The 23,794-nt window shown below is 61.1% G+C and carries 21 protein-coding genes; 15 read left to right on the top strand and 6 right to left on the bottom strand.

Features of this window, described 5'->3' with window-relative positions:
- Nucleotides 1-7 precede the first annotated feature (7 nt).
- Nucleotides 8-472 carry a MarR family transcriptional regulator gene (locus tag BH683_RS25175; protein ID WP_168187124.1) on the bottom strand — a complete coding sequence of 155 codons (465 nt, stop codon included), beginning with the start codon at nt 470-472 and terminating at the stop codon, nt 8-10.
- A gap of 262 nt (nt 473-734) precedes the next feature.
- On the opposite strand from BH683_RS25175, the gene BH683_RS25180 reads away from it, so the two are divergent.
- The 11 genes from BH683_RS25180 (at nt 735) to BH683_RS25230 (ending at nt 12,098) form a co-directional block, all read left to right on the top strand.
- Nucleotides 735-1,736: an enoyl-CoA hydratase/isomerase family protein gene (locus tag BH683_RS25180; RefSeq protein WP_084839044.1), complete on the top strand. Its 1,002-nt coding sequence runs from the start codon at nt 735-737 to the stop codon at nt 1,734-1,736.
- A 129-nt stretch (nt 1,737-1,865) separates the two neighbouring features.
- Complete coding sequence (locus BH683_RS25185; RefSeq protein ID WP_084839045.1) at nt 1,866-2,978, top strand: NAD(P)-dependent alcohol dehydrogenase; 1,113 nt, start codon at nt 1,866-1,868, stop codon at nt 2,976-2,978.
- 36 nt (nt 2,979-3,014) lie between these two features.
- Nucleotides 3,015-4,457: an aldehyde dehydrogenase gene (locus BH683_RS25190; RefSeq protein ID WP_084839046.1), complete on the top strand. Its 1,443-nt coding sequence runs from the start codon at nt 3,015-3,017 to the stop codon at nt 4,455-4,457.
- Between the two features lie 76 nt (nt 4,458-4,533).
- Nucleotides 4,534-5,493 carry a TIGR03619 family F420-dependent LLM class oxidoreductase gene (locus BH683_RS25195; RefSeq protein WP_246833589.1) on the top strand — a complete coding sequence of 320 codons (960 nt, stop codon included), beginning with the start codon at nt 4,534-4,536 and terminating at the stop codon, nt 5,491-5,493.
- Nucleotides 5,494-5,699: 206 nt separating this feature from the next.
- Nucleotides 5,700-6,542 carry a mycofactocin-coupled SDR family oxidoreductase gene (locus BH683_RS25200; protein WP_084839048.1) on the top strand — a complete coding sequence of 281 codons (843 nt, stop codon included), beginning with the start codon at nt 5,700-5,702 and terminating at the stop codon, nt 6,540-6,542.
- 56 nt (nt 6,543-6,598) lie between these two features.
- Nucleotides 6,599-7,483: an SDR family NAD(P)-dependent oxidoreductase gene (locus tag BH683_RS25205; RefSeq protein WP_084839049.1), complete on the top strand. Its 885-nt coding sequence runs from the start codon at nt 6,599-6,601 to the stop codon at nt 7,481-7,483.
- A 114-nt stretch (nt 7,484-7,597) separates the two neighbouring features.
- A complete protein-coding gene (locus BH683_RS25210; RefSeq protein WP_084839050.1) occupies nt 7,598-8,179 on the top strand; it encodes a nuclear transport factor 2 family protein in 582 nt (193 codons plus the stop codon).
- Nucleotides 8,180-8,286: 107 nt separating this feature from the next.
- A complete protein-coding gene (locus BH683_RS25215) occupies nt 8,287-8,781 on the top strand; it encodes a nuclear transport factor 2 family protein (RefSeq protein ID WP_094647756.1) in 495 nt (164 codons plus the stop codon).
- Nucleotides 8,782-8,926: 145 nt separating this feature from the next.
- Nucleotides 8,927-10,111: an FAD-dependent oxidoreductase gene (locus tag BH683_RS25220; RefSeq protein WP_084839241.1), complete on the top strand. Its 1,185-nt coding sequence runs from the start codon at nt 8,927-8,929 to the stop codon at nt 10,109-10,111.
- Nucleotides 10,112-10,145: 34 nt separating this feature from the next.
- The gene (locus BH683_RS25225; protein WP_084839052.1) at nt 10,146-11,180 is read left to right on the top strand and encodes a cupin domain-containing protein; all 1,035 of its coding nucleotides are present in this window, start codon (nt 10,146-10,148) and stop codon (nt 11,178-11,180) included.
- 66 nt (nt 11,181-11,246) lie between these two features.
- Nucleotides 11,247-12,098, top strand: coding sequence for a fumarylacetoacetate hydrolase family protein (locus BH683_RS25230; RefSeq protein WP_246833590.1), 852 nt, complete (start codon nt 11,247-11,249; stop codon nt 12,096-12,098).
- A 46-nt stretch (nt 12,099-12,144) separates the two neighbouring features.
- On the opposite strand, the gene BH683_RS25235 is transcribed toward BH683_RS25230, so the two are convergent.
- The 3 genes from BH683_RS25235 to BH683_RS25245 form a co-directional block, all read right to left on the bottom strand.
- On the bottom strand, nt 12,145-12,987 hold the full coding sequence (locus tag BH683_RS25235) for a mycofactocin-coupled SDR family oxidoreductase (protein WP_084839054.1): 843 nt from the start codon (nt 12,985-12,987) through the stop codon (nt 12,145-12,147).
- Between the two features lie 38 nt (nt 12,988-13,025).
- Nucleotides 13,026-13,997: a substrate-binding domain-containing protein gene (locus tag BH683_RS25240; protein WP_168187125.1), complete on the bottom strand. Its 972-nt coding sequence runs from the start codon at nt 13,995-13,997 to the stop codon at nt 13,026-13,028.
- Nucleotides 13,998-14,523: 526 nt separating this feature from the next.
- Complete coding sequence (locus BH683_RS25245; RefSeq protein ID WP_084839056.1) at nt 14,524-15,921, bottom strand: FAD-dependent oxidoreductase; 1,398 nt, start codon at nt 15,919-15,921, stop codon at nt 14,524-14,526.
- 211 nt (nt 15,922-16,132) lie between these two features.
- On the opposite strand from BH683_RS25245, the gene BH683_RS25250 reads away from it, so the two are divergent.
- From BH683_RS25250 to BH683_RS25265, 4 genes are all read left to right on the top strand, one after another.
- Nucleotides 16,133-16,621 (top strand): heme-binding protein, encoded by a 489-nt coding sequence (locus tag BH683_RS25250; RefSeq protein ID WP_084839057.1) that lies wholly within the window; start codon nt 16,133-16,135, stop codon nt 16,619-16,621.
- Between the two features lie 73 nt (nt 16,622-16,694).
- Nucleotides 16,695-18,653, top strand: coding sequence for an aconitate hydratase (locus BH683_RS25255; RefSeq protein ID WP_084839242.1), 1,959 nt, complete (start codon nt 16,695-16,697; stop codon nt 18,651-18,653).
- 75 nt (nt 18,654-18,728) lie between these two features.
- Nucleotides 18,729-19,934, top strand: a complete 1,206-nt coding sequence (locus tag BH683_RS25260) for a CoA transferase (protein WP_084839058.1) — start codon at nt 18,729-18,731, stop codon at nt 19,932-19,934.
- Complete coding sequence (locus tag BH683_RS25265; RefSeq protein WP_084839059.1) at nt 19,934-20,857, top strand: hydroxymethylglutaryl-CoA lyase; 924 nt, start codon at nt 19,934-19,936, stop codon at nt 20,855-20,857. The genes BH683_RS25260 and BH683_RS25265 overlap by 1 nt, the downstream gene beginning before the upstream one ends.
- 150 nt (nt 20,858-21,007) lie before the next feature.
- Here the strand turns inward: BH683_RS25265 and BH683_RS25270 are convergent, their stop codons facing one another.
- Together BH683_RS25270 and BH683_RS25275 are read right to left on the bottom strand one after the other, a co-directional pair.
- On the bottom strand, nt 21,008-22,168 hold the full coding sequence (locus BH683_RS25270) for an iron-containing alcohol dehydrogenase (RefSeq protein WP_084839060.1): 1,161 nt from the start codon (nt 22,166-22,168) through the stop codon (nt 21,008-21,010).
- Between the two features lie 26 nt (nt 22,169-22,194).
- Nucleotides 22,195-23,691, bottom strand: coding sequence for a CoA-acylating methylmalonate-semialdehyde dehydrogenase (locus tag BH683_RS25275; protein WP_084839061.1), 1,497 nt, complete (start codon nt 23,689-23,691; stop codon nt 22,195-22,197).
- Between the last annotated feature and the right edge of the window lie 103 nt (nt 23,692-23,794).

The following is a 23,794-nucleotide window of genomic DNA, read 5'->3' on the forward strand; positions in this document are numbered from 1 at the left end:
TGTCAGGTCACGGTAGGTTCGGGTTCTCGCGGTGCGTCGCGATGATCTGACCGAGTACCCGAACCAAGACCTCGCGGTCTTCGGGCGCAACGGCGTACAGGAATCGTTCATTGATGTCGTAGGCGCCGACAGCGGCTGTGTCGTGGACTTCGCGACCCTCGTCGGTGATCGTCACGAGATTGCGACGGCCGTCTTCGGTATCCCGGGTCCGGGCGACCAAGCCGCGCTTGGAGAGCCTGGTGACGATTTCGGCGAGAGTGGTGCGATCGAGTGAGGCCCTCTCGCCAAGGGCGGTCTGATCCAGCGGGTGGTCGTGGCTGAGTGCGTGCAACACCGCGAACTGTGGCGATGTCAGGTTCCCCACGTCGCTGGCCGCATTCCACAGCGAATAATGGACTTGCTGCGACACGCGGATCAGGTAACCGACCATCGTGTTGAGGTTGAAGTCTGTATCAATCCGTGACTTGGTCATGACGCTCCTGGCTTCTTCTCTGTGTATCCGGCGGCGCCAACGTTGATCATGACGCGCCCAAGTCCCCAGCAGCACAAGGAGCATTTCGTATTGCTCTTGCTGCAAGAGTCCGCACTGCCCACCTGCGATGAAGGGTAACCTACGCCGCCCGATTTCGTCAGTGTACGTGAGATCGTTCCTCCTGGTGGTGGCAGGCGAGGCCCACCGCGGGTGAATCCACTGATGAGTCGACGGGAAATCGCTTGCTACTGAAAGGAAAAGAATGTCCTACATCCGTTCTTCGGTGTCGAACGGGGTCGGCGAGATCGTCCTGGATCGCCCTAAGGCACTCAACGCCTTGGACAAGACAATGGTCGACGACCTCTTCCGAATCCTGACGAACTGGGCCGGGGACTCGACAATCGATCTCGTGCTGGTGACATCCGCACACGATCGCGCGTTCTGCGCAGGCGGTGACATCCGCGCGGTGAGTGCCGCCGCCGCAGCAGATGACGTGTCTACGATCTATCGGTACTTCGACGCCGAGTACGAACTGAACAGGCTGGTCGCCCGGTATCCGAAGCCGTACGTGGCAGTGATCGACGGAGTGGCCATGGGCGGAGGCCTGGGCATCAGCGTGCACGGACAGTTCCGAGTGGTCACGGAAAACGCGGTATTCGCCATGCCGGAGACCGCGATCGGCTTCTTCCCTGACGTGGGTTCGACCTACTTCCTCCCGCGCCTACCGGCAGGGGTCGGGTTGTGGCTCGGGCTGACGGGTGCACGGATTCGCGGTGTGGACATTGTGGCTTCGCGGCTGGCCACCCACTACGTTCCGAGCGTTGACCTCGGTGAGCTGACCAAAGGACTACGGCAGGGGACCGAAGTTTCGAAGCTGCTGGATCGGTGGGCCGGAAGTGGCCCACCGGCACGTCTTGATCTGGATGCGCTCGAGGAGCATTTCGGTGATATGCCCCTGACCGAGATCATCGATCGCCTGCGCAATCTGACCGGAGTCGGCTGGGCCAGCGAGGCGGTGACGCAACTGAACAGGGCCTCGCCAACGAGTTTGGCGGTGACTGCCAGGATGATCCGACTCGGCGCGAGTTCGACCTTGGAGGCGTGTTTCGAGCGGGAGCTCCGCGCCGCGCTGCAGATCACTCGTACCCACGATTTCGTCGAGGGAGTGCGTGCCGTCTTGGTGGACAAGGACGGCGCGGCGCGGTTCCGTCCCCACCGCCTGGCCGATGTCGATCGGGATCTGGTCGCCCGTATCGCAGGGTGACGGCCCACCGCGGCTCGCCGCAGCTGCGTGGTCACCTCGGCTCTTGACGCGCGAAGTGACCGACATTACACTCAAATTATAATCAGTACACTGACGAAATGAATATTTGAACCGAGGAGATTCCGGTCGATGCCCGACATACTTGCCGCAGTCGCACGAGAGCCACATCAACCCCTTGACTTCGCACACTTGCAACTTGCCGAACCGCGACCGAACGAGTTGGTCGTCGAGGTGCGTGCGGCCGGAATCTGCCATTCCGACCTATCGGGTCGAGACCAGCTCTATCCTTTTCCGCTTCCCGGGGTCCTCGGACACGAAGGAGTTGGGATCGTCCGGGCCATCGGCTCCGAGGTGACCGCAGCCAAGGTCGGAGACCGGGTCGTGATGAGTCAGGCGTTCTGTGGCGAATGCGATTCATGCCTGGCGGGTTCGGTCACTGCCTGCCGATACACCACCGAGCTCGCGCTGAAGGGCTCGCGAAAAGATGGGTCCTCGATCATCTCGGACGGATCAGGGGCGCAGGTGTCAGGTGCGTTCTTGGGTCAGTCCTCGTGGGCGACCCACGCGATCGTGCGAGAGCCCAATCTGGCCCTTTTGCCGGAGGGTATCCCGTGGGAAGTTGCAGCGCCGATGGCGTGTGGGGTGCAGACAGGTGCGGGTGCGATCCTGAATGTGCTGCAACCGAAAGCATCTGAATCGGTTGTTGTGTTCGGGGCCGGTACAGTTGGATTGAGCGCTGTCATGGCAGCCAAACACATTGGCTGTGAACAGATTGTAGTTGTCGACATGCTCGAGGGTCGATTGGACCTGGCGCGCGAGCTCGGCGCGACGCACACCGTGAATCCGTCCACCGACGACGTGGTGGCAGCGGTCCACGATGCCACCGGCAGTGGTGCTGACTTCTCCGTCGAGGCCAGCGGTGCACGAGCCGCCGGGCCGCTGGCGGTTGACAGCCTGCACGGTCAGGGCACCTGCATACTGCTCGGTACCCCGCCCTTCGGCACGAAGATCGAGCTTGATTGGATCGGCATCGTCAGTGGCCGAACGGTCTTGGGCGCGCCTTTCGGCGGCGGGACGCCGACAGTGACCATCGGAAAGCTCCTGGACCTGCGAGCGGCCGGGGCCTTGCCGGTCGAGAAGCTCGTGCGCACCTATCCATTCGCCGACATCGAGAAGGCGATCGCCGACATGGAATCCGGCGCGACGATCAAACCAGTTCTGCTCTTCGACGAGCTCGACTGACCAATCGCGTCCCAATTTTTGAAAAGAGGAACTTCGTTGAAATCGTATGACTCGTTTTTCTACGATGGAGTGTGGAATCGGCCGGCCGCCGGAGGCGGTGTCATCGAGGTGCTCTCAGCAAGCACCGAGGAGTCGATCGGATCGGTACCCGACCCCACCGAAACCGATATGGATGCCGCCGTGAGGGCAGCGCGCAAGGCATTCGATGACCCGACGGGCTGGTCTGGATGGCCGGCCGAGAAGCGCGCTGAACTGATGGAGAAGCTCGCCGGAATTCTGGAATCGCACCACGAGGCTTTCGGTCGTCTGGTGAGTGCGCAGAACGGTATGCCGATCTCGCAGAGCGCACCCGGCGAAGCGTGGTCCGGACCTTACATGCTCCGCTACTACGCATCGTTGATACGGGAGCATCCACTCGAAGAACGGCGACCGGCCGGCGATCGTACGATTCTGGTCCGTCGTGAGCCGGCGGGCGTTGTTGCGGCGATCATCCCTTGGAACTTTCCGCTGGGCATCCTGTTCATGAAGCTTGCGCCGGCGCTGGCGGCTGGTTGCACGGTAGTCGCCAAGCCGTCGCGGGAAACGGTCTTGGACGCCTACTTGCTTGCCGAATGCGTGGCCGAGGCGGGTTTCCCTCCCGGCGTGATCAACATCCTGCCCGGTGGCCGCGAGATCGGTGCCTATCTCGTGAGCCACCCTGACGTCGACCTGGTGTCGTTCACGGGTTCGACGGTCGGTGGACGTCAGGTTGCGCGTTCGTGCGCCGAGTTGATCCGACCGGTGCAACTCGAACTCGGTGGAAAGTCAGCCGCAATTGTGCTGGAGGATGCCGACCTCGCGGGACTCAGCAATGAGTTCATCTATGCCACGATGAACAACAACGGGCAGACGTGCTGGCTGAGCACACGAATCCTGGTGCCAAAGCAACGTTTTGGTGAGTTCACGGACATCATCACCGATATCGTGGCCAATCAGGTCATCGGCGACGCCATGGACGAGAAGACGTCCATCGGGCCGATGACCTCGGCCGCCCACCGCGACCGGGTCGAGGGATACATCCAGGGTGCGCTCGCGAACGGAGCCCGGGCCACGGTCGGTTCCGGCCGGCCGGTCGGGCAGGATCGGGGGTGGTTCGTCGAACCCACAGTGTTCGTTGACATCGACAACAAGTCGGTGATCGCCCGTGAAGAGGTGTTCGGTCCCGTTCTTTGTGTAATTCCCTACGATGGGATAGACGATGCTCTCGCCCAGGCGAATGATTCCGATTATGGTCTCGGCGGTACTGTCTGGACCGCTGATGAAGACCGTGGTCTGGATGTCGCTCGGCGAATCCATACCGGGACAGTAGGAATCAACGGCTTCCAAGGAGATTTGGGCGCTCCCTTCGGTGGAGTGAAAGCCAGCGGCATCGGCCGCGCTCTGGGGCCTGAGGGGTTGCAGACCTACCAGGTTCTGAAGTCGCTGTTCCCAGCGGCGTAGGGCCGATCTTTCCCGGCTCGGTTTTCCGCACCGGCTTTACTAGGAGAATTCAATGCGCTTATCTGTCTCGGTACCTATGAACATCACAGAAAATGTGAACGATTGGCGGTTCGTCCTTGATTTCGCCCGTATCTGCGATGAGGCCGGTGTGGACCGGATCGTTGCCCCCGATCACGTGGTCTTCGGCGAGCGACTCGAAGCGTATTCGAATCCGCAGATGGGGGGAGTCGCGAACGGATCCCAACCCACAGGATCGGACGGCAACTACTTCGAGCCAATGTCGCTCCTCGCCTCGATCTCCGCTGTGACACAGAATGTTCGACTCGGGACCAACATCCTGCTAGCTGCACTGCGCCGTCCGATCGTGTTGGCAAAAGCGGCAGCCACTATCGACGTAATTTCGGACGGTCGGCTGGATCTGGGTGTTGGCGTCGGATGGCAACAGGAAGAGTACGAAGCAGCAGGTCTGAACTTTAAGCAACGAGGTCGGCTCCTCGATCACACGCTTGAGATCTGTCAGCTACTGTGGTCCGAAGTGCGGGCGGACTATGCCAGTCCGGAACTCAAGTTCTCCGACATCCACTCCATGCCGAAGCCGCTACAAGCTGGTGGTGTCCCCATCTGGTGTGGAGGGCGGGCGAATGCGAATGTCGCGCGTCGGATCGCACGGTATGGACACGGCTGGATAACCTGGGATATCAATGCCGACGCCATGGCGGGCAGCATCACGCGGATGCGCGACCTCGTTGAATCGGAAGGGGGATCCGACCAGCCATTCCCGGTGCAGGTCGGATTGTTCGTCGACAATGACGAGCAGGGGAAGCCGAACTTTCCCAAGACTCTGGAATCCATCCCGAAACTCGCGGACGCCGGGGTAACCGACGTCACCCTGTATCGACTACGCCCCCCGTTGAATATCGACGGCACCACCGAAGTCATCGGCACCCTGGTATCGAACTTTCGAGAGGCGGCAGGCATCGAGCGGGCAAGCGGAAGCAAAACCGATACTTCGATGGCTCATACCGTCGGGCAGTAGCGGCGCACCGCGGAGTGGAGGCGAACCGGTGAAAGGTTGAACGTGAATCGTCCTGCATCATGAGGTAATGCACTCCAGTCGAGTGATTTTCGAGGTAGTTGACAATGTGGCGCCGATTAAGAACACGTGTGCCAACAAGTGACGTGGCCAGCCGCCGTGATCGCTTGCCGGCAGGTGTTTCGCGTGCCGACTAGGAGGATCTGAGAATGGAACGACTGTCCGGAAGGGTGGCGTTGATCACCGGTGCTGCGCGAGGCCAAGGGCGTGCGCACGCAGTCAGGTTGGCGAGTGAGGGCGCTGACATCATCGCGTTCGACTCTTGCGCCACATTCGCCAGCACGAATTACGATCCGTCGACTCTCGCGGATCTGGAAGAGACCGCGAGACTCGTAAAGGCCCAGGGGCGAAGGATACTGTGGCGACAAATCGATGCCCGCAACTTCGCCGACGTCGAAAACTTGGTCTCCGCCGGTACGGAAGAATTCGGTCGTCTGGACATAGTGGTCGTCAATCACGCCATCTGTCATTACTCCAACACCTGGGAAGTCACGGAGGAGAACTGGGATGAAGTGATCTCGGTCAACCTCACCAGCGTATGGAAGGTCCTGAAAGCCGTTGCCCCGTACATGATCGAGCAACGAACAGGTGGTTCGATCATCGTCACGAGTTCAGTGGCAGGTGTGAAAGGCCAGCCGTTCCTAGCGCCGTACGTCGCATCCAAACACGGCGTGGTGGGGTTGGCGAAGACCCTGGCGAATGAACTGGGGCGGCATCGAATCCGCGTCAACGTCGTCCTCCCGGGTGGCGTCCAGACGCCGATGGCCGGTTACGACTGGAACGGCGAGAAGGGTGAGTCGAACCCGTTCGCCGGCGAGCTGAACAAACCTGAGGTGGCAGCGACACTCGGCCCCATCTTCATGAATGCACTCGGCGAGAAGTGGATGACACCAGAGGACGTCGCGAATACGGTTGCCTTCTTGGCCAGCGATGAGGCGCACTTCATCACGGGTGCTGAGTTTCCGGTCGATGCCGGGGCGACTGCTCGCTAGAAATCGGCTGACAACTCTCACGTAGCAGCTACGTCTCACAGAAGGAGATATGCAAAATGGTGGAACGCCAGTTCGAAGGTCGTGTTGCACTCGTAACCGGGGCAGGGAGCGGCATCGGTTATGAGGAGGCAACAACTCTGGCACGCCTGGGAGCCAAAGTTGTTCTCAACGACGTCCGGACGACGCACGGTGCACGGCCCGAGGAGGCAACCGCGGAAGAGGTCGCCGCCGAGTTGGTCGCGGAAGGGCTGACCGCAGTGGCCGACACCGGCAGCATCGGCGATGAGGAGTACGCAACCGGGCTCGTAGACCGCACCATCGAACGCTTTGGAACGATCGATGTCCTGATCAACAACGCCGGGATCATCGCGCGCGGGACCTCCCACGATACCGAGACGAAGTTCCTCATGGATACGTTCAGCGTCAACTTCCTCGGTTCCTTCTGGACGCAGCGCGCCGCGCTGCGTCAGATGAGGAAGCAGGGCTACGGCCGGATCCTCAATACATCCTCCGGGGCAGCTGCTTTCGGTGCCCCAGGCTTCTTTCCCTACATTGTGAGCAAGACGGCAATCCTCGGACTGAGTCGATCGGCTGCCCTCGACAACGCAGACCTGGACATCAAGATCAACTCGATCTGCCCCGTTGCTCGGACGATGATGGATCCTGACCATTTCGATTCCAGATCGCATGTCGACAAGGACGTCGTGCATCCCAAGTGGGTGACACCGGTTGCGATGTACCTGGTGGGCGACGACTGCAAGTTCAGTGGCGAGACCCTCAGCGCCGGCGTCGGGGTGTGGGCACGGGTATTCACCGGCAAGACACACGGTCTCACGCCGACCGGGCTGACCTCGGACGATGTGGCCGAGGCCATCGACCGCATCCTGGATGTCTCTGAGTTCAGAGTCCTCCGATCAGCTCAAGCGCAGTACGATGACTAGCCCTCCTCGTCGCCGCCCCGTACTTCGAGGCTTGATCGCCGGTCGGTGCTTCGGGCCCGCAGCAAGCTGAGAATTTTCACATCAAACTGACACCACCTCGACGAAGGGCGCACCATGTCCGTTCACCAGACCGAACAAGTCTCGCAGGATCTCACGATCGAGCAACGCATCACCATGTTGGAGGTCGAACGCGAGTGTCGCGAGATACTCGCACGCTACGGGTTTTATGCCGACCACATGCTCCACGACGAATGGGTGAATCTGTTCACGACTGATGCCGTGATGGACTTTACTTTCTACGACGATTCCAACTATTTCGACGACGACATGAAACCGAGTTCGGCCGATCCGACCACCATCGAATTCCCGCTGAAACGTTCGGTGTTCACGGGCAGTGACGAACTACAGGTGTGCATCAGGGCGCCTCGTCACGAGCGACTGATGGGTCGGGCGCAGCATCGGATGGATGCCCAACCGGCGATCTTCCGTTTGCTCGACGACGACTCTGCCATCATCGTGAGCGATTCGGTTGTGCTGGCGAGGCAGCGAGCGAACTTTTCGCCCACGCTTCAGTATCAGCACTATTGCCTCAATCGCTGGACCTTCCGAAAGGTCGACGGTGTGTGGAAGATCGCTGAGAACATCAGGCGGACGATGGGTAGCGATGACGCCGCGGAATTGATCTCCGGGCTCTGACGTCACGAGGATCAGGCGCGTCCACCGGAAGGTCGGGGACGTGCCTGATCTGCTTCCTGGGCAACACAATCCTGATAGGACAGCGGGCGACGGCGAGCGGAGTGGTCATGGATGTTGACGAAGTGTGTTCGAGGCACGAGATTCTGGATCTGATCAGTGAATACACGCTGAGTAATGACAGGGCGGAATGGGAACGGATGGATCGTATCTGGGCCGATGACGCCGTGATGTTGGTCCCTGGGGTCGGCGTCGGTAGATACGACGGGCGGGAGACGATCATGTCCCGCTATCGCAGCCTCGCTGCCCGGGCGAAGCAGGCAGAGTCGGCGAGAGACGAGGGGAAGACGGCAATGACCTTCTCCCGCCACCATTTGACCAGCACCCGGCTGTCATTTCTGGACAGCTCGCACGCGGTGGGCGTCAGTTACTACTTTGTGATCACCGACGTCGGATACGACCACAGCGGTTGCTACGAAGACAGGTTCACGCGGACCGCCGGGCGATGGCTGATCTCGGAACGAAAGACCTTGGTCGAGCATGTCGCGAGTGAGTCGTTTTATGGCTTCTTGAGGGCAGCGGCAGCGCAGAACAATAAGCAATAGCAAGGTAGAACGGTGGGCGGGGTTCACGATTTAGAATGGGCGTCGAAACCTTGAAAGTGCTCGAGAACCCTGAAGTCGATTGACGGAGAGTCTGCCCACACCTATGATTACTCAGTGTACTGAGTAAAGGGTGGTTGGCTACAAGATGAAATCTCACAAACCAGACGTCGTAATCGTCGGCGGCGGAATCGGTGGCCTCGCGGCGGCACTTCAGTTGGCTCGTCACGGGATTCAGAACGTCACCGTGCTGGAGCGGGCAGAGGAGTTCGGCGAAGTCGGTGCCGGCTTGCAATTGGCGCCCAACGCATCGAGGGTGCTCGACGAACTCGGCCTCCTCGACAGCGTCGCACGAACGGCGTTCTGTCCCTCGCGACTCGTTCTACGGGACGCCATCGGCGGCGACGAGATCACCGCTTTGAGGACAGACGATCACTTCACGGCGCGCTACGGATACCCCTACCTGGTCGCGCACCGGGTCGATCTGCATCGCGCTCTCCTAGACGCCTGCACCGAGTCGGAGAACATTACCCTGGTGGCGGGCGTGACGGTCACCCACATCAAGCAGAACTCGACCGGCGTTCAGGTGCGATGCGCCGACGGCACGGCCTACGACGGCGGTGTTGCGATCGGCGCCGACGGTATCAACTCCGCGGTCAGGCAACAGCTCATCGGGGATGGTGTGCCGAAGGGCGCTGGGTACGTGGCCTACCGCGGTACCGTTCCGGTTGACGAAGTCATCGAATCGACTGGAGCGCGCGAGCTCACTGACATGGTGATCTGGATCGGGCCGTCCATGCACCTGGTCCAGTACCCCGTACGCGGTGGCCAACTGTGCAACCAGGTAGCTGTCTTCCGCAGCGACAACTATGGCGGCGACGCCCACGAGTGGGGAACGCCGGCGGAATTGGAAGCGCGTTTCGAGATGGCCGCGGCCCCCGTGCGGCGCAGCGTGACGTTGATCGACACGTCGCGCCGGTGGGAGATGTTCGACCGCGAGCCGACGGCCGGATGGGTGGATGGCCGGATTGCTCTACTCGGTGATGCTGCACACCCGATGTTCCAGTATCTCGCACAGGGCGCGTGTCAGGCCCTTGAGGACGCGCAGATACTCGGACGCAGCGTGGGTGATCCGCAGGGCATCGAACACGGACTGAAACAGTACGAGGAGCAGCGCTTCGCTCGCGCTTCGACAGTGCAGACGAGGGCACGAATGTTCGGGGAAGTACTGCATACCGGCGGTTCGATGGCCGCCATGCGCGACTACATGCTCCGCCGCCGAAGTGAACTCGATTACGAGCCCGTGGACTGGCTCTATCTAGCAAATCCCTGATTGTGAACCGCTACGTGGATAAGGAAGTAGATTGATGGCGATTGCGAACGATGACGATGCCTACAGCGGGCTGACCAAACTTGACGCTGCACCACTGTGGAGGTATCTCGGCGACCTATTTAGACCGGAGCCGAAATCTGTTGCAATTCCGACAATTTGGCACTATCAGGCGTTGCGCGAATACGCGATGTACTTCGCCGAGCACCTGCCGATCGAGGACGCACAGCGCAGGGTGTTGATGCTGGTGAATCCAGGCCTGCAAGAACCGCCCGCGACCGTCAACACCCTGTACGCGGGTATTCAGATCCTGTTGCCGGGGGAACAAGCGCCGGCGCACCGGCACACGTCCAATGCTTTCCGGTTCGTCATCGAAGGGTCGGGGGTGTACACCACTGTGGACGGCGAGCGCGTCCATATGCGTCCCGGCGACCTGTTGATGACGGCCGGTATGCAGTGGCACGATCACTTCCACCCCGCGGACGAGCCGATGATGTGGCTCGATGGGCTCGACTACCCCCTGATCAACTCGCTGGAAGCGGGCTTCTACGAGAAGTTCCCCGACACCTATCAAAAGTCGACTGCGCCCGATGACATCTCGACTCGCCAGTTCATCCACGGGCGACTGAATCCCACCTGGATCCCTCGAACGTCGCCGAACACTCCCGTAGGGAACTATCCATGGAGCGAGACCGAGCGTGCGCTGTCGGCGATCGGCGACGATGTCGACGGCTGCGAACACGACGGCATCGCCCTTGAGTACACGAATCCGCTCAACGGTGGTCCCGTACTTCCGACGATCGGCTGCCGGGTCCAGCGGTTGAAGCCAGGATTCAGTGGACGCCCTCGCCGCCAGACCCCCAGTGTGATCTGCCACGTGGTACGGGGGCATGGGACGACGCAGGTCGGCGAAACGCTACTTCAATGGCATCCGAACGATGTGTTCGTCATACCGGGTTGGTCCACCTATCAGCACAAGAACGCCGCAACCGATGACGATGCGGTGCTGTTCACGTACTCGAATGAACCGGTCATGAAGTCTCTCAATCTGTATCGCGAAGAGTCGCTCTGATCGACGGAGATCAGCAGGGAGTGGACAGTCGCAACTCAACTTCGGTATCAAGGGAAGAAGGATCTGGTGCGTATAGCTAGTTTCAACGACGGTCGAGTCGGCTTCGTCAAAGACGATCACGTTTATGAGATACCAGGATTCGGAGGCACCAGGCCGGGTCAGTTGAGTGCGATGCGCCGACTGATAGAAGGCTGGGACACCGGAGGCTGGAGCGACGGCCTGCCACTCCTGGACCCCGTGCCCCTCGCTGACGTCACGCTCATGCCCCCGGTTCCCGACCCGACGAAGATCTTCGCGGCACCGGTGAACTATCGCGACCATCAGGTGGAGATGAACGAAAGCGTCCAGGTCTCCGGGTTGGGGCTGTTTCTGAAGGCTCCGTCGTCACTGGTCGGCCACGGGGACATCGTCCGTCTTCCCTATCAGGACAGACGGTTTGACCACGAGGGTGAAGTCGCTGTTGTGATCGGTCGGCAGGCGAGAAATGTCAGTAAGGCGGACGCGCTCGGCTACGTTTTCGGGTACACGGCGTTGCTGGACATGACGATGCGGGGTAAGGAGGATCGGTCGACGCGCAAGTCCTTCGAGACGTTCACCCCGATGGGTCCGTGGATCGTGACCCTCGACCGAGACGATGCCAATGATGTGGAGAACTTGGCTTTCACATGCCGCCTGAACGATGAGGTCCGGCAGGACGCGGTGACGTCTGATCTGATCTGGGGTATCGCAGATCTGGTGGCCTACGCGTCGACGATCACCACGCTCCACCCCGGCGATGTGATCACCTCCGGTACTCCCGCGGGAGTAGGTCCGGTCGCGACCGGGGACTCGATCGACGTCGAGATCCAGGGAATCGGAGGCTCTTTGACGGTGTCCGTATCGGATGTCGGAGCCGTTCTCTGCCCGACGAAAGCGTAGCGAGACGCCTTGCTACGGGCGGTTCCGTAGCAAGGCGCTCGGCGACCTACTTTGCCATCTGGCCGGCATCGACCGGCAGTGCTACGCCTGTGACGTATCGGGACTCGTCGGATGCCAGCCACAGGACCGCGTTGGAGATGTCTCGCGACTCCATCCAGGGGATCGGGATCGCGTTGACTGACTGAAATCTGATCGCAAGGCTTTCGCGAGTTCGCGCGCTATGGTGCACTTCTGGTGCGAAGACAGCGTATGTCGCCGCGTTCTGGATCATGTCTGTGTCGACACTGCCTGGATGCACTGAGTTGACCCGAATGAAGTCGGTGGCCAGCTCCAGCGCGAATGAACGCATCAGGCCGACCAGCCCGTGCTTCGCGGCGACGTAGTGGCCGATGTTCTCCACTCCCTTGAGCCCACCGGTCGAGTTGGTGAAGATGATCGATCCGCCGCGGCCGGTCTTCCGGAGATGCGGTATGGATACCGCAGCCGTGTTCCATGCGCCTGTCAGGTTGACGTCGAGCATGTCTTGCCAGGTCGTCGTCGGCAGGTTTTCGAGTCGACCAAGGCTATAGATACCCGCATTGGCTGCGACGATGTCGAGTCCCCCGAGTTCGGCTACACCTTGGGCCAGTGCGGCGTCGAGTGAGGCCGCACTGCGAACGTCGGCCTCCGCTGCGTAGATCCGCCGTCCAAGTGCCTCAACTTGTCTGACTGTCTCTTCTAGATCGGCCCGGGTCGCCATGGCGTAGGGCACCGAATCGATCTGGTCACATAGATCGATGGCAATGATGTCGGCGCCTTCCTCGGCCAGTCGGACGGCGTGGCTACGCCCTTGGCCGCGGGCCGCTCCGGTGACGAAGGCAACTTTGTCTTGTACTCGCCCGTTCGTCACCGAAGCGCCCCTCCCATGTTTTGACTGGCCTGGTGTGGCTATTTGACGCCCCAAACAGTTTGGAAGTTGGTTGGTATCTCGTCTGAGCCCGGGAATTGTGCGCTGATGGCCGGGTCATCACCCCAATTGGTGGAGTCCACGAGCCGAACCGGGACCTCTACGGTCAGTGGCTGTTTAAGCGCAGCCCGCATTATTCCGTCGGCCGCGTAGTAGCCCAATGTCTGAGATGGAGGCCATACCACATCCGCCTTGAGGGGTGTGCCTTTGAGTGCGTCGACCAATCCGTCACCCTGCGCGCCGATGACTATGGCATTGGAGTTGACTGCCTGGACTCCGGCGGTGACGTAGGGCGTGGTGACGTCACCTGAACTCAGCACGACGGCGTTGATGCTTGGATCTCGTTGCAGCGCTGTCCGTAGCTGGGGTTCTAGGCTCGTCGGGTAGGTGGCTGCGTTGAACTCCAGTTTGATCACTTTGCAGTCGTCCGGGCAGAGACGCTTGACTTCCTTGTCGAAGCCTTCCGCTGCATCGACGGTCAGCTTTGCCGCCGTTGTGTAGACGTCCACAGCTGTCAGTTTGCAATCTGTCTTAGCCAGGGCGTAGTCAGCCTGAAGGGTTCCTGTTTTGAAGATTCCCGGCGCGATGTTCGCGGCGATCCCTTTAGGTAACGTGGTACTGGGGTCGCCGGCGTTGGTGTTGATGACAGGAATACCGGCCGCGTTGGCGTCGTCGACTGCTGAACCTGCCAGAGCGGCCGCGTCGATACCGTCGGCGACGATACCGGAGACTCTCTGTGCGATTGCCGACTGAATTGCTGCGGTGATCACGTCGGGTCGGCCTTTGCCGTCAAAGTAGATAGCCTCGGCTCCAACAGATTTGAGAGCAGCGGCAAAGGCGTCGTACTTCTCTTGGATGATCGAGTTCGTGATGATCGAGACGTAGGCGAACTTCTTCCCGGTCATCGAAGTGGTGTCGAAGGCAGGGGGTAGCTCGAACTCCGGCGGAGCCATCGCGCTTTCGTATGCTGACTGCGCTGCTTTCCCGCACTCTGACTGGGGCTCACTCTGGGTGCCTCCGGTAGTGCCCGATGAACCGGATGAGCAAGCGGCGGTGACGGTTATCGCCGCCAGGCAAGCGAGAACGAGGGAGCGTCGGCGCAGCCCGCGCGATCGTTCGATCCCCGGAAGTCTCGGTTTGATGACTCTGATCATTGAATTGCAACCCTTCTGGCCGTACATGTTTCGCGGGGCGGAGGACCGAAACCCGCTACATTACTCAGTGTACTGAGGACTGGCTGGGAGCGTAACGGAGATCACATATTGCTGTCAACATGTTTCAGGCAACTGCGCCAGGCTGCGAATTCGGAGATGAGTGCAAACCGCGTCCTTGCGCCGTCACAGGCGTTTCGGCCGGTGCGCACCTCAGATCAGATGCGGGCGCGGCCCGTAACAACTCAGATCAGATGCGGGTGGCCCGCGACAACTCAGATCAGATGCGGGTGGCCCGCGATTGCCGAAAACCTAGAGAGGGTCGCACTTAGTGGATCAATGACGCGGCTGTTCGGGCAATGATTCGCCCGAAGACTGCGCCTTTACCGAGGGACGTGCCCGTCATGTACGCCGCGCCGTGAAAACCTCCGGTGACCTCGCCGACGGCAAAGAGGCCGTCGATGACCTCACCGTTCACGTCGGTGACGAGTCCCTGCGGATTGATCGTGATGCCGCAGTATGTTGTGGTCAGCAGTGTCCGTGCCGGGTAGGCGAAGTAGGGCGGAGCGTCGATGGGCAATAGGTGGCCGACACCGTTGCAGAGGCGAGTTCTGCCCATGTCGTCGGATCTATCACCGCGGACAACTTCGTTGTAGCGGTCGACGGTGTCTTCGAGTTCCTGTGTCGGGATATTCACCTCGCCGGCGAGCGCACCGAGGGTCTCAGCGCGGTGCACATGCCCAATATTTTCCAACGCATCGATGTCCTTCAGCGGCACTCCCGGACGTGACATGGCCCGGACGCGAGAATCGAAGATTTGAATCCCAATTCCGCCGGGCTGTCTGAGCACGGCCGTGCCGAGAGTCTTGTAGTCCTGAGACTCATCGGTGAATCGACGCGCCTCCTTGTTGACCACGATGGCGCCGAGGTAGTACGCAGTGAGAAGCTCGTGGAAGTCCTCGTTCGTGTCCGGGTGAGAACCGTAGCTCCCATTAATGTGCGACATGTCGGCCAGGCCTGCACCGAGCTTCCACGCCATCCGTAGGCCGTCGCCGGTATTTCCTTTGGCGCCGTACGGCATCGCCGCGAGCTGTTCGGGAGCAAAAATCTTGAGCAGGTCGGTGCCCCGACTGAAACCTCCGGTCGCGAGAACCACACCAACATGAGCGCGAAATTCGTACTGCCCATCAGGCAAGTCGACAATGACTCCGCACACTTGGCCCTCGGAATCACGGGTCAAGCGAATTACCTGATGCCCCAGTCTAATGTCCCCGCCGACCTCCACGAATCGATTCTGCAGCTTCGAGAGCAGTGGGCCTATTGGTGTCAGGTGACTCCGGCTGATGGTTTGGCCGCTACTTATGGAGAGCTCACCGAACTCCGCCCCATGGCTCTTAAGCCAACGATAAGTGTTCTGTTGTTCGTCGAGAAACGCGCGAACCAGCGCAACGTCATTCTCCTGGTTGCCAACGGAGAGCAGGTCGTCGTAGAACTGGCTATCGGAGTCATGCACGCCCGCAGCTGCTTGCTCATCAGTGCCGCTAAAGGCGAACCACCCTCCGCTCATGGCGGAGGATCCGCCGACTCGGTCTGTCTTTTCTAGAAGCAGGACAGTCAAACCTCGTTCAGCCGCCGAGAGCGCGGTGACTTGGCCCGCGATCCCGCTGCCGACGACGATCAGGTCGAACTGTCCACCGAATGCTGCGGCGAGACTTTCGTTATCCACACGAACCAACTCCTCGTGTTCGTTGTCAGTCTGTGAAAACCTCGCAGACGTCTAGCGAGTAAGTACAAGCCCGCGCTCTCGGTACCGGCGGTCCGGGGACGCAGACGTCAAGTGCATCGGTCGCATCGCGTCGTTGTCAACCCTGCATTCGCGGGTGGCGTGCGGAGCAAGTCCCGACCACCATGGTTCTTCGGACTCGAAATGGAGAGACATGAACACAGTGACTCGCGCGACGGCCGAAATTACCTGTACAACGGCCCTGCAGATTCTACAAGCTGCGGTGGCGCGCGCTTCTGAGGTGAGGAAGCCGATGGGAATCTGCGTGGTGGACCCAGCCGGGAACCAGAAAGCGTTCGTGCGCATGGACGGTGCCCCTTTGCTCGCCAGCGATGTCGCATTCCGCAAAGCGTGGTCGGCAGTTGCGTGGAACATGCCAACCCGTGACTGGATCCCTTTTATAGTCAAAGATCGGGTGCTGTTGGAAGGGGTGCCGCGGATCGACGGACTTAGTCTGCTTCCCGGCGGCATTCCGATCTATGTAGACGGGGTCGTCGTTGGAGGTCTCGGCGTCTCGGGTTCGCATTACAGCGAGGATGACGATATTGCTGTGTATGCACTTGCCTCGGTTGCGGGCATCGACTCTCCTGTATCCGCAGAACCGGCCCGTGCATGGTCGGACGTGGATCCCGCCAGAACGTGATGGCCGGATGCGGTCGAGGCGTAGCTTCGGCGGCAACCATGGAGCACCTCTACTCAACGAACAGGCGAACTCGATGGCAGACAATCTGACGTACAAAATTCTGCGGGCACACCTTGTGGCCGGTGACCTTCGACCCGGCAGCGACATCACAGTCCGCACGGACCAGGTGCTGCTCGAGGACGCCACCGGCACCATGGCCGCCATGCAGTTCGAGGAACTGGGTATTGACTCGGTCCGCGTGCCGCTAGCGGTGATGTATGTCGACCACAATGTGCTGCAGATCGACGACAAGAACATGCAGGACCACACATACCTTCGCACTTTCAGTGCCCGATACGGACTGAGATATTCACCTGCAGGACACGGAATCTCGCATTACATCCACTTGGAACGCTTCAGCAAGCCAGGCGCCCTGATCCTTGGCGCCGATTCGCACACTTCGACTGCGGGCGCCGCCGGGATGTTCGCCACCGGCGCGGGCGGACTGGAAGTTGCAGTCGCCATGGGCGGGTACGGGTTCGACTTCCCGTGCCCACGTGTCATCGGTGTCGAATTGACCGGTCGACTGCGCGACGCTGTCGAACCGAAGGACGTCGTACTGGAGATTTTGCGCCAGTACGGGGTTCGCGGCGGTCGGGGGTCAGTGTTCGAGTTTCACGGCGACGGTGTTCGCACCTTGACGACTTCGGGACGCGCGACGATCGCGAACATGATCATCGAAACCGGCGCCACCACAGCGGTATTTCCGTCCGATCGCGAGACTGAGAAATGGCTGGTAGCGCAGGGGAGACCCCAAGATTTCACCGCGCTCGAGGCCGACGACGGTGCGGCCTATGACGAGCGGATCACGATCGATCTCGCAAAACTCGCTCCACTGGTGGCGGTACCGCACTCGCCTGGAAACGTACTGCCGGTGTCGGAATTGCCGGACACCCCGCTCGCGCAGGTCTGTGTGGGTTCCTCGGTGAACAGTTCCTACGACGATCTCGCGACGGTTGCCGCCGCGCTCCGTGGCAAGACTATCCATCCCCGGATCCAGCTGACCGTGACCCCAGGGTCACGTCAGATCCTGACGACCATCATCGAATCTGGCGTCTACCAGGACCTCATGGCAGCAGGGGCTCGCATGCTCGAACCGATCTGCGGCCCGTGCGTCGGTATCGGCCAGGCGCCGCTGCAGGGCGCACCGTCTCTGCGGACGTTCAACCGGAACTTTCCTGGGCGTAGCGGCACCGCGGAGGACCAGGTCTACCTCTGCAGTCCATCGACGGCGGCTGCCAGCGCGCTGACCGGCCGGATCACGGACCCGTCGGGGAGATCGCCGATCCAGCCCCGGCCCGCCGGTGCACCCGACCCCGCCATCCACGACCGGCACATCTCGTCGCCGCTGCCGGTCGGTGATCGAACCGCGATCGCGGTCGAGCGTGGTCCTAACCTGGTCTCACCGCAGTTGCCCGAACCGCTGGGTGACGACTTCGTTTCGCGAGTTCTCATCACGGTCGGCGACGACGTGTCCACCGGCGACATGGCGCCGGACGGTGCGATCGCGATGTCGGTGTGGTCGAACATCGCACTGTGCGCGCGGTTCATGTTCAACCGATTCGACCCGGCGTTCTTTGACCGTGCCCAGGAGTGGGGTGGTGGAGTGATCGTGGCTGGTGACAATTACGGGCAGGGCTCTTCCCGCGAGCATGCCGCCCTCATCCCGGTATACCTCGGCATTCGGGTGATCGCCGCTCGCAGCTATGCGCGTATCCACCGCCGCAATCTGATTGCCGCAGGCATCGTGCCATTGGTGCGTTCCGGCGGCAACGACGCCGCAGTGGGACAGACCTGGAATGTGATCGGCCTCCGGCAGGCACTGATTGAGGGTGCATCGACCATCGATATCACCAGCGAAGACGGCGAAAGCGCTTTGAAGCTGACACTCGACCTGACCGATGGCGAGAGGTCGGTTCTGTTGGCAGGTGGCCTACTTGCCCACATTCGAGACGGCGGCCGCAAGCGGATCCCCGAGCCGGCGCTCGTCTGAGGGAATGGAGCAACATATGGTGCTGGTCGTCGACAACCGCCGACGCGGACTGCAGCGTCATACGGAAAGGACAACATGACCGAGAAGACACTGCCCCTCAGTGGTATTCGAGTGCTCGAGCTAGGCAACTACATCGCCGCACCGACGGCCTCGCGCATGCTCGCAGATTTCGGCGCGGAGGTGATCAAGGTCGAACGTCCCGGAACCGGCGACGAGCTGCGCAATTGGCGCCTATATTCGGGCACGACCTCGATGCTGTACCGCACGATCAATCGCAACAAGAAGTCGATTGTTCTCGATCTCCGTACCGATCAAGGCCGCAAGGATGTTGTTGATCTCGCCGCGAAATGTGACATTGTTCTGGAGAATTTCCGGCCGGGCACACTAGAAAAGTGGGGCATCTCGCCAGAGGTTCTCAGTCGGGCGAATCCGGACCTGATCATCACCAGGATCTCCGCGTTCGGGCAAACTGGTCCGATGTCGGAGCGGCCCGGATTCGCAGCCGTCGCAGAAGCGTATGGCGGATTCCGAAATCTGGTCGGTGACCCGGACCGCCCGCCGGTGCGTGTAGGAGTGTCGATCGGCGACTCGATTGCCGGTCTGTATGCAGCATTCGGGTGTGTCATGGCGCTGTTCCAGCGTGAGACGACGAATACGGCGCTGTCGTTGCCCGAGCGTTCCATCGACGTGGCACTCAATGAGTCGGTGTTGTCGATGATGGAATCTCTGATCCCGGACTATCTCGCGTATGGGGTCGAGCGCGAGCGCGTCGGCGGTCGAATGGAAGGCATTGCACCGTCGAATGCATACCCGTGCAACGACGGTCACTCGATCATCATCGCCGGCAATAGCGATTCGATCTTCCAGAGGTATATGGAGATCATCGAGCGACCCGACCTGGGGTCGGAGCCGGATTTGGCGACCAACGCCGGCCGCTGGAAGCGCCGCGACGAACTCGACGCCGCGATCAGTGCGTGGACCGGATTACGTTCGCGAGAACAGGCTTTGAAGATTCTCGACGCCGCGGGTGTGCCGTCGGGCCCGATTTATACCGCCGCTGACATCGTGGCAGACGAACAGTACGCCGCACGAGGGATGATCCAGCATTTCCAGGTCGACACCGGGAGCGACGAGCCATCTGAAGTTGGCTTCGTCGGAGTGGTACCGGTCATCGGCGACAAGTCCGTCCCGATCAGGTCGGTCGGACCCGACCTCGGTGAGCACACCTACGAAGTGCTGTCGGGTCTGCTCGGCCGGTCCGACGAGGAAATGAACCGCTGATGTATGAGTTCACGCCGACAGCGCAGCTCAGGGACGTCACCATGCGTGACGGTCTCCAACTCACCGGCAAAATGCTTTCCACCGACCGGAAACTCGAAGTGATCCGGCGGATGATCGCACTCGGTGTACCGTCGCTGGAGATCGGATCAATGGCCCGTCCCGACGTGGTGCCACCGATGGCCAACACCCTCGAAGTCATCGGCGAACTCACCGCCGCCGAACTCGAGAAATGCTGGGTCTGGGTCGCCACACCACGGCACGTCGACAAGGCAGCCGCAGCCGGCGCCCGCAACTTCCAATACTGCTTCTCGGCGTCCGACTCCCACAACAAGGCCAACATTGGCAGAACCACAGAAGTCAGCCTCGCGGCGATGCCTGACGCGGCGGACATCGCCCGATCGGTCGGCGGCGAGATGCAACTCTGTATCGCAACGTCTTTCACGTGTCCATTCGAAGGCCACATCCCAGAGCAGAAGGTCCTGGCGATCGCAAACGACGCGCGCGCCTCAGGTGCAACCGATATCGTCCTCTGCGACACACTGGGACAGGCCGTGCCCGCACAGGTGTCGTCACTGCTGTCACGTGTAGCCGCGGAATCACCGAAGCGGCGCATTGTCTTTCACGGGCACGATACCTGGGGCCTGGGCGTGGCGAACACACTCGCGGCGATCTCCGCGGGAGCCACGATGGTCGATGGCTCACTCGGTGGGCTGGGCGGATGCCCATTTGCGCCCGGTGCCAGCGGAAACACCTCGAGCGAGGACATCCTTTTCGCGACCCGGCCGCAATGGTTCGGGCCAGAGTCACTGGCGTCGATGGTCGAGATCTCCGAGAAGCTGTTGGCCGAGTTGGGAGAACCGATACGGTCAAAAACCGTTCAGGGCGCACGGTCAAATGCAAAGGCGTTCGACTGGGTCATCTGAGGCTGTAGAGGCGACATTGCGCCGCTCCATCGTCGAGCCATCAGCTGAGCTGCAGTCAGACGGGTCAGCTCACGACGATGGGCTGATGTCGGACCCGTGGCTGAATCACGCGTGAGCGCGGCGCCCTAATCAGTGCGGGTCTCGATCGGATCAACGGTAGATCGCGCGATAAATCTCGCAGATCTGGTCTGCGTCGGGTACGAGCGGGTTGTTGCCCGGGGATCCCGATGCCAGTGCTTGCTCGGCCATCAGGGGGATTCGTGTCTCCCAATCATGTTGCGCAATACCGTATACCGAGGGTGTCGGGACGTCGACGTCGATGCACAGCGCTTTGAGTGCATCCACCAGAGCGCCAGCAGCGACCGGGTCAGGGGTCGCATCGCTGGACACGCCCAACGCGCGAGCACAGTCGGCGTAGCGCTGTAGTGCTCCCGAGATTGAGAACGCGGTGACTGCCGGAAAGAGCATCGCGTTCGACAAGCCATGCGCCACATGAAAGTGCCCGCCGATCGGCCGACTCATGCCATGCACCAACGCGACGCTGGAGTTTGAGAAGGCCATCCCGGCCTGCATCGACGCCAACATCATCGCCTCGCGTGCCGACCGGTCTCCTCCGTCGCGATACGCGACGCGGAGGTGTTTACCGATGGTGTTGATCGCAGTGAGACACAGGCCGTCCGTAAAGGGGTTGGCCTTGCGGCTCACATACGCCTCGACCGCGTGGGTGAGTGCATCCACACCGGTGTCGGCGGTGAGTCGCGGCGGCATGCTCAGGGTCAGTTCGTAGTCGACCACTGCGGCTGTCGGCAGGAATGAGGTGCCCGGGCACAACATTTTCTCATCCGTCGCACTGTCGGTGATCACAGTGAACCTCGTTGCTTCAGAGCCACTTCCGGAGGTCGTCGGAATCGCAATGACGGGTAGCGCCGCACCGGCGTACTGACTAGGCGCCTTTAGCTGCGTCATCTCCGAACCGGTGACAGCCAGGACCGCTAGGGCTTTGGCGGTGTCCATGGGGCTTCCGCCGCCGAATCCGATCACCACGTCAGCGCGGTGTGCTCGCACTGCGTCGAGACCGGGTACCAGGGATTCAGTCGTCGGGTCGGGGATCGTATCGGAGAAGACTGCGGCCTCGGTTCCGGCCGTCGTGAGGATCTCGACGGCGGAGTCGATCACTCCAGACCCGACCAAGAACGCATCGGTGACGATCAGTGGGCGCCTGACACCCAAGGTGGTAGTGACCTCCCCGAGGGATGCCAGTGCGCCGCCGCCGACTCGGAGCAGCCGGGGTAAAGCGATATCAGGTATCATGGTAACTCCTTTTAATGTCATGGTGATCAGCTATTTTCGGGGAATCCGAGGTTAATGCCCCCATGGCTTGGATCGAGCCAGCGGCTGGTGATCGCCTTGGTGCGGGTGAAGAAGTGCACACCTTCCATACCGTGAGCGTGGCTGTCTCCGAAGAGCGAGGCCTTCCAACCACCGAAACTGTAGTAGGCCATGGGCACGGGAATGGGGACATTGATGCCCACCATGCCGACTTCGACTTCGTTCTGGAATCGGCGTGCTGCTCCGCCGTCGTTGGTGAAGATGGCGGTGCCGTTGCCGTAGGGGTTGGCGTTGATCAGCTCGAGTGCCTGATCGTATGTCTTGACCCGGACGACCGACAGCACGGGGCCGAAGATCTCGTCGGTGTAGACAGTCATGTCCGGGGTGACGTTGTCGAGCAGCGTGGGCCCGAGCCAGAATCCCTCGGCGGGAAGGTCGTTGCCGTTGGTGATGGTGCGTCCGTCGACGACGAGGGTGGCGCCAGCGGCCGCACCGGCATCGACGTAGCTGCGAACCTTGTCTCGATGTGCGGCAGTTACTAGCGGCCCCATGTCAGAGTCGTGAGTACCATCGCCAGTCTTGAGGGGCCGGGTGCGATCGGCGATCTTGGCGACCAGTTCGTCGGCGATGTCGCCTACGGCCACCAGAATCGAGATCGCCATGCACCGCTCACCTGCTGAGCCGAATCCGGCGTTGACCATTGCGTCGGCAGCCAGATCTAGGTCGGCGTCGGGCAACACGATCGCATGGTTCTTGGCGCCGCCTAGAGCTTGGACGCGTTTCCCGGCGGCCGTGCCGGTGGCGTACACGTACCGGGCGATGGGCGTGGAGCCCACAAACGAGACCGACTTGATGGCCGGGTTGGTGAGCAATTCGTCCACCGCAGTCTTGTCGCCCTGCAGAACATTGAAGACCCCGTCGGGCAGACCGGCCTCGACCCACAGCCGCGCCATCCAGAGCGCGGCCGATGGGTCTTTCTCGCTGGGTTTGAGCACGACCGTGTTACCGGCGGCGATCGCGATGGGGAAGAACCACATCGGAACCATGGCTGGGAAGTTGAACGGTGAAATGATTGCGACCGGGCCCAGGGGTTGGCTCACCGAGTATGCATCGACCTTGGCGGAGGCGTTCTCGGTGTAACCGCCCTTAAGCAAGTGCGGTATGCCGCAAGCGAACTCGACGACCTCTTGGCCGCGGCTGACCTCCCCGAGGGCGTCTGAGACGACCTTGCCGTGTTCGGCTGTGATGATCTCGGCGAGTTCACCCTTGCGTTCGTTGAGCAGTTCGCGGAACTTGAACATTACGGCCGTCCGCTTAGATAGAGACGTGTCCCGCCAGCCCGGAAATGCGGCTGCTGCGGCCTCGATGACTGCACGCGAATCGTCAACCGTGGCAAGCCGTACCTCGCCGGTCACGTCGCCGTTCGCCGGATTGGTCACCGGCGCCACAGCATCGGAAGCCCCGGTGAAAGGTTTGCCTTCGGACCAGTGCGTGATTTCTGCCATAGGATCCTCCTTCGATCGGTGTCCTGCCTAGCCTGCATCTGTACTTCCGCACAGGTCAAGAACCACTTTTGCATTTGCCTCTGCAAGAATGCACAGCCATGAT

This window comes from Williamsia sp. 1138, from assembly GCF_002095435.2.
Classification (GTDB): domain Bacteria; phylum Actinomycetota; class Actinomycetes; order Mycobacteriales; family Mycobacteriaceae; genus Williamsia.

Coding starts and splice junctions, on each gene's coding strand:
- BH683_RS25175 (WP_168187124.1), bottom strand. CDS start 472: ATGACCAAGTCACGGATTGATACAGACTTCAACCTCAACACGATGGTC.
- BH683_RS25180 (WP_084839044.1), top strand. CDS start 735: ATGTCCTACATCCGTTCTTCGGTGTCGAACGGGGTCGGCGAGATCGTC.
- BH683_RS25185 (WP_084839045.1), top strand. CDS start 1,866: ATGCCCGACATACTTGCCGCAGTCGCACGAGAGCCACATCAACCCCTT.
- BH683_RS25195 (WP_246833589.1), top strand. CDS start 4,534: ATGAACATCACAGAAAATGTGAACGATTGGCGGTTCGTCCTTGATTTC.
- BH683_RS25200 (WP_084839048.1), top strand. CDS start 5,700: ATGGAACGACTGTCCGGAAGGGTGGCGTTGATCACCGGTGCTGCGCGA.
- BH683_RS25205 (WP_084839049.1), top strand. CDS start 6,599: ATGGTGGAACGCCAGTTCGAAGGTCGTGTTGCACTCGTAACCGGGGCA.
- BH683_RS25210 (WP_084839050.1), top strand. CDS start 7,598: ATGTCCGTTCACCAGACCGAACAAGTCTCGCAGGATCTCACGATCGAG.
- BH683_RS25215 (WP_094647756.1), top strand. CDS start 8,287: ATGGATGTTGACGAAGTGTGTTCGAGGCACGAGATTCTGGATCTGATC.
- BH683_RS25220 (WP_084839241.1), top strand. CDS start 8,927: ATGAAATCTCACAAACCAGACGTCGTAATCGTCGGCGGCGGAATCGGT.
- BH683_RS25225 (WP_084839052.1), top strand. CDS start 10,146: ATGGCGATTGCGAACGATGACGATGCCTACAGCGGGCTGACCAAACTT.
- BH683_RS25240 (WP_168187125.1), bottom strand. CDS start 13,997: ATGGCTCCGCCGGAGTTCGAGCTACCCCCTGCCTTCGACACCACTTCG.
- BH683_RS25250 (WP_084839057.1), top strand. CDS start 16,133: ATGAACACAGTGACTCGCGCGACGGCCGAAATTACCTGTACAACGGCC.
- BH683_RS25255 (WP_084839242.1), top strand. CDS start 16,695: ATGGCAGACAATCTGACGTACAAAATTCTGCGGGCACACCTTGTGGCC.
- BH683_RS25260 (WP_084839058.1), top strand. CDS start 18,729: ATGACCGAGAAGACACTGCCCCTCAGTGGTATTCGAGTGCTCGAGCTA.
- BH683_RS25265 (WP_084839059.1), top strand. CDS start 19,934: ATGTATGAGTTCACGCCGACAGCGCAGCTCAGGGACGTCACCATGCGT.
- BH683_RS25270 (WP_084839060.1), bottom strand. CDS start 22,168: ATGATACCTGATATCGCTTTACCCCGGCTGCTCCGAGTCGGCGGCGGC.
- BH683_RS25275 (WP_084839061.1), bottom strand. CDS start 23,691: ATGGCAGAAATCACGCACTGGTCCGAAGGCAAACCTTTCACCGGGGCT.